Here is a 4,471-nt window from a genome sequence, read left to right as displayed (position 1 = left end):
CGCGCTACGGCGCCATCTATCTGGCCGCCGCGCCCTCGGCCCGGTTCGGGCTGGTGGCGGGGCAGGCGGACCGGATCGCCGCGCATCGCCGCGCCGAGAGCCAGTGCATGGGCACGGACGGCACGCCCTGCCGGCTGGCCCTGGAGTTCCAGGAACGCTGCGGCAGCGTCGCCCATGGCGTCTCCGGGCGCAGCATGGTCGTCACCGACGACCCCAGCACCTATCTCGTGATGCTCGCCACCGCCGCCAGCGGCCGCAGCGCCGAGGAGGCGGAGCGCGAGGCGGTGGCCGATTGCCGGCTCCGCCACCGCAACGCGCAATGCCGCGTGGTGCGCACGCAATGCGGCCCCGCGGCGCCGGGCTGACGGCCTCTCGCCAAGCGCCGCGCAACCGCCCTAGGCTCGGGCTTTCCGTCCAGGGGGGAGCGCGACCGATGAGCCACCTGATCCACCGCAGCCTGCGCAGCGACCCGCCGCTGGCGGTTTCCGGCCAGGGCATCTGGCTGCGCGACGCGGCCGGGCGGGCGGTGATCGACGGCTCGGGCGGCGCGGCGGTGGCCTGCCTCGGCCATGGCCATCCGCGCGTGCTGGCGGCGATGCGGGCGCAGATGGAGCGGCTCTGCTACGCCCATACCAGCCTCTACAGCTGCGAGAGCGCCGAGGCGCTGGCCGACAAGCTGGTCGGCCACGCGCCGGGCGGGCTGACCCATGCCTATTTCGTCTCCTCCGGCTCCGAGGGGTCGGAGGCGGCGCTGAAGCTGGCGCGGCAGTATTTCCTGGAGATCGGCCAGCCGCAGCGCCAGCGCGTCATCGCCCGCCGGCAGAGCTATCATGGCAACACGCTGGGCGCGCTCGCCGCCGGCGGCAACGCCATGCGCCGCGCGCCCTACGCGCCGCTGCTGGCGGAGGCCTTCAGCCATGTCTCCGCCTGCTACCCCTATCGCGGCCAGGAAGCGGGCGAGAGCGAGGCCGATTATGTCGCGCGGCTGGCGGCGGAGCTGGAGGCGGAGTTCCAGCGCCTGGGCCCGGACACGGTCATGGCCTTCATGGCGGAGACGGTGGTGGGCGCGACGCTGGGCTGCGTCGCCGCGCCCGAGGGCTATTTCCGCGCGGTGCGCGAGATCTGCGACCGGCATGGCGCGCTGCTGATCCTGGACGAGGTGATGTGCGGCATGGGCCGCACCGGCACGCTGCACGCCTGGGAGCAGGAGGGCGTGGCGCCCGACATCCAGGTGATCGCCAAGGGGCTGGGCGGCGGCTACCAGCCGATCGGCGGCATCCTGGCCACGGGGCGGGTGGTGGCGGCTTTGCGCGACGGCTCGGGCGGGTTCAAGCATGGCCACACCTACCAGGCGCATCCCATGGCCTGCGCCGCCGCGCTCGCCGTGCAGCAGGTGATCGAGGAGGCGGGGCTGGTGGCGCATGTCGCCAGGCGCGGCGCGCAGCTGGAGGCGGCGCTGGTCGAGCGCCTGGGCAACCACGCGCATGTGGGCGAGATCCGTGGCCGCGGCCTGTTCCTGGCGGTGGAGCTGGTGGCCGACCGCGCCGGCAGGACACCCTTCGAGCCGGGCCTGGCCCTGCATGAGCGGGTGCGCGACGCGGCGCTGGCGCGCGGCCTCGCCTGCTATCCGATGAATGGCACGATCGACGGGCGGCTGGGCGACCATGCCATCCTGGCGCCGCCCTATATCGTCACCGAGGATGAGGTGGCGATGATCGCCGAGCGTTTCTGCGGGGCGGTGGAGGATGCGGTGGCCAGCGCGCTGCGCGAGGCCGCGCTGGCCTGAGGGGCAGATGGCAGGCCGGTCTAGAAGCGCAAATGTCTCGTGGGCTTGCGTATTGAACGTAAGCGTCGGCCAGAAGAATAGCTAAATTGATTAAGGTTTTAGCTCACGGAATATCATCAGCGGAGTGATGCCAAACGCTTCTGGTGGTCGGCCGAGGCTCGCCTGTGCAATCGTGCCTAGGCGAACTGCCATTTGGCCGATCGGCGTCGCAACAACACTAGCCAGCAACTCCACCAGTGGTTTTCCGTCCTCAGTTAGGTGCTCAGGGTCGTAAGGACGCGCATCAAGGATGCCTACGACGCTCCATTCACCGGAAACAAGTGCGCCGTACTTAAGAATTAAGTCGCTGGCACGCCCGACAATGGCTTCTTCCTCAAGAGTGCACCACAAGCTTGCATCCTTACCAAGGATGCGTGCCTGCGGAGAGTGCGGCAACATCGGTAGTAGCTGCAGCATCAAGTCAGCTTCGTTCAATGGCCTTCCTGCGTTTACGGCCTTCCGCACAGCGCGCGATTCTAGGTTTGGAGTTGGCTGACCCGCCATAATTGCAGCACGGACTGCCGATTTCTCCCATACTGTTTTCATCATGCTCAAGTCAGCGAGCACAACTGAGCCAGACACCAAAACAACATTACCAAGTTCAGCAGCCCAGGGATCGCGCTCCAGTAAGCCAGCGTTCTGAAGCTGCGTAAGCAGGCTAAGAGCTCGGGTCCAGAATGGATCATAATGGCGCTCGATCGCTTCGCGAGAAACGCTTCCGGCTTGGTTTTCGAAGTGCCCGGCGGTGCTGGCCAACGCGGGAATCTTGGCACCTGCATTGGCGCCAGCCTTGGATGTCTCGGAGTCCTCTATACCGCGCGTCTCCTTGACCGACTGCAGCAAGCCAGAGGCCTCAAACTGAGCCAGGAAAGCACCAATGCGACGAGCGTCATGGTACAAGAAATCATAGACGGAAAGGCTTGCCGGGCGGTCTTGCTCCACGCTTGATTTCTGCCCGTCCTTCTTCAACATGCTGCCTCACCTTCTCCTGCCTCTCGCGAACGCTCTGATGCGCATCAGAGATTTCTTTAGGTTTTTTTTGTAGCAAATTCGAAACGGAATCGCTAAGCGGCATTTCCAGCGCGGCCGGCCTCCCCCGCTTACGATCCTTTGTCATGCAAACAGCGCCTTCTCGGTAAACTGCATCTGAACCGGTCAGAGGTAGCGATTAGGGCGTCAACGGCGCAAATCTTCGCTCGTGTTGCACCGACTATAGTCTCCCAATCGCTTCATTAGAAGTGAATCGCTCCTTCCATCACCGGCACGGCGCCGCCGCCGACATGGGCACGGATCGCCCCGTCCTGGCGCTCGGCGCGGGCCAGCAGCAGGCTGGGGCGGCCCATCGCCTCGCCCTGGCGGACCCGCAGGCGCAGCGAATCGCCGCCGCGGCGGGAGAGCAGCCAGGCCGTCGCCGCCGCCGTGGCGCTGCCGGTCGCCGGGTCCTCGTATTCGCCCTGGATGAAGCAGCGGGATTGCAGCGCATCCTCGCCCTCCGCCACGCAGGCATAGATCGAGCGGCGGCCACCCGGCAGGCGCAGCGCGGCGAAGGCGGCACGGTCGGCGCGGGCGCGGGCGAGTGCCTCGGGGCTGGCGAGCCGCGCCACGCAGAAGGGCAGGCCGACCGACGCCATCACCGGATCCTCTGCCACATCATCAGGGCTGAGCGAGAGGCAGCGCGCCACCTCCTCCCGGCTGGCGGCCGGGGTGGTGGAGAGCGGCTCGGGGGCGGCGAATTCGGCGCCGGTGACGCGCCCCTCCTGCCGCAGCAGGCGCAGCGGGACGAGGCCGGCGCCCTCCTCGAACAGGAAGTGCTCCGGCGCCGCGCCGGAGAGGCGCTGCGCCAGGGCGACGGCGGTGCCGACATTGGGGTGGCCGGCGAAGGGCAGCTCCTCGCGCGGGGTGAAGATGCGCACCCAGGCGGTGTGGGACGGGTCGCGCGGCGGCAGCACGAAGGTGGTCTCGGAGTAATTGAACTCCCGCGCGATGGATTGCATCGCCGCGTCGGACAGGCCCTCCGCCTCCAGCACCACGGCCAGCGGATTGCCGCCGAAGCGGGTGTCGGTGAAGACGTCGAGGGTGACGTAGCGATGACCGGTCATGGCGCGGGCTCCGGTGGCGGAAGGCGGAAAAGACTAGTCCCAGAAGGGGCGGCGGGCTTCCCGGGCGGCGTCGGCCTCGGTCAGGCCGAGGTCGCGCAGCCGCCCGGGGGGCAGCTCCGCCAGCGCGGCGCGGGTGGCGGCGTTGCGGCGCCACAGGCGCAGCCGGGCGACCAGCAGGCCAAGCCAGGCCGGGCGACGGAGATTGATCCGATCTCTGGGAGAAATTGCTCCGATCAACATGGGATTGTCCTGCGATTTATCTCGGTGCAATCCGTGGCACGGCGCAAAAAAAGCTTCAACTGCGGAATTGTTCTCGGTACAATTTTCCCATGAGTGATTTCCGCCTGCTGGCCGAGCGCTATGCCACCGAGCTGACGGCCGATCTGCTGGCCGGCCGGCGCCGCCCCGGGGAGCGGCTGCCGACCAGCCGCGACTACGCGCATCGGCAGGGCATCGCCCCCTCCACCGCCAGCCGCGTCTATGCCGAGCTGGTGCGGCGCGGCGTGGCGGTGGGCGAGGTCGGGCGCGGCACCTTCCTGCGCCCGCC

General features: G+C 68.3%; 6 protein-coding genes. 3 read left to right on the top strand and 3 right to left on the bottom strand.

The annotated features are described in order from the left end of the window. Together HMPREF0731_RS14435 and HMPREF0731_RS14430 are read left to right on the top strand one after the other, a co-directional pair. On the top strand, nucleotides 1-365 hold a 365-nt coding region (locus HMPREF0731_RS14435; protein ID WP_007004896.1), incomplete at its 5' end, for a DUF4189 domain-containing protein. Between the two features lie 68 nt (nucleotides 366-433). Beyond that, a complete protein-coding gene (locus HMPREF0731_RS14430) occupies nucleotides 434-1,786 on the top strand; it encodes an aspartate aminotransferase family protein (RefSeq protein WP_007004895.1) in 1,353 nt (450 codons plus the stop codon). 90 nt (nucleotides 1,787-1,876) lie between these two features. Here the strand turns inward: HMPREF0731_RS14430 and HMPREF0731_RS24395 are convergent, their stop codons facing one another. The 3 genes from HMPREF0731_RS24395 to HMPREF0731_RS14420 form a co-directional block, all read right to left on the bottom strand. Continuing rightward, nucleotides 1,877-2,797 (bottom strand): DUF6414 family protein, encoded by a 921-nt coding sequence (locus HMPREF0731_RS24395; protein WP_157136130.1) that lies wholly within the window; start codon nucleotides 2,795-2,797, stop codon nucleotides 1,877-1,879. 260 nt (nucleotides 2,798-3,057) lie between these two features. Beyond that, the gene (locus HMPREF0731_RS14425) at nucleotides 3,058-3,924 is read right to left on the bottom strand and encodes a PhzF family phenazine biosynthesis protein (protein WP_007004893.1); all 867 of its coding nucleotides are present in this window, start codon (nucleotides 3,922-3,924) and stop codon (nucleotides 3,058-3,060) included. 33 nt (nucleotides 3,925-3,957) lie between these two features. After that, nucleotides 3,958-4,164: a DUF1127 domain-containing protein gene (locus tag HMPREF0731_RS14420; RefSeq protein WP_007004892.1), complete on the bottom strand. Its 207-nt coding sequence runs from the start codon at nucleotides 4,162-4,164 to the stop codon at nucleotides 3,958-3,960. A gap of 89 nt (nucleotides 4,165-4,253) precedes the next feature. On the opposite strand from HMPREF0731_RS14420, the gene HMPREF0731_RS14415 reads away from it, so the two are divergent. After that, nucleotides 4,254-4,471 (top strand): GntR family transcriptional regulator (locus HMPREF0731_RS14415; protein ID WP_007004891.1); only part of this gene is annotated, 218 nt, incomplete at its 3' end.

Origin of the sequence: Pseudoroseomonas cervicalis ATCC 49957 (assembly GCF_000164635.1) — a bacterium.
Classification (GTDB): domain Bacteria; phylum Pseudomonadota; class Alphaproteobacteria; order Acetobacterales; family Acetobacteraceae; genus Pseudoroseomonas; species Pseudoroseomonas cervicalis.
This window is presented reverse-complemented; position numbering and strand designations above follow the sequence as displayed.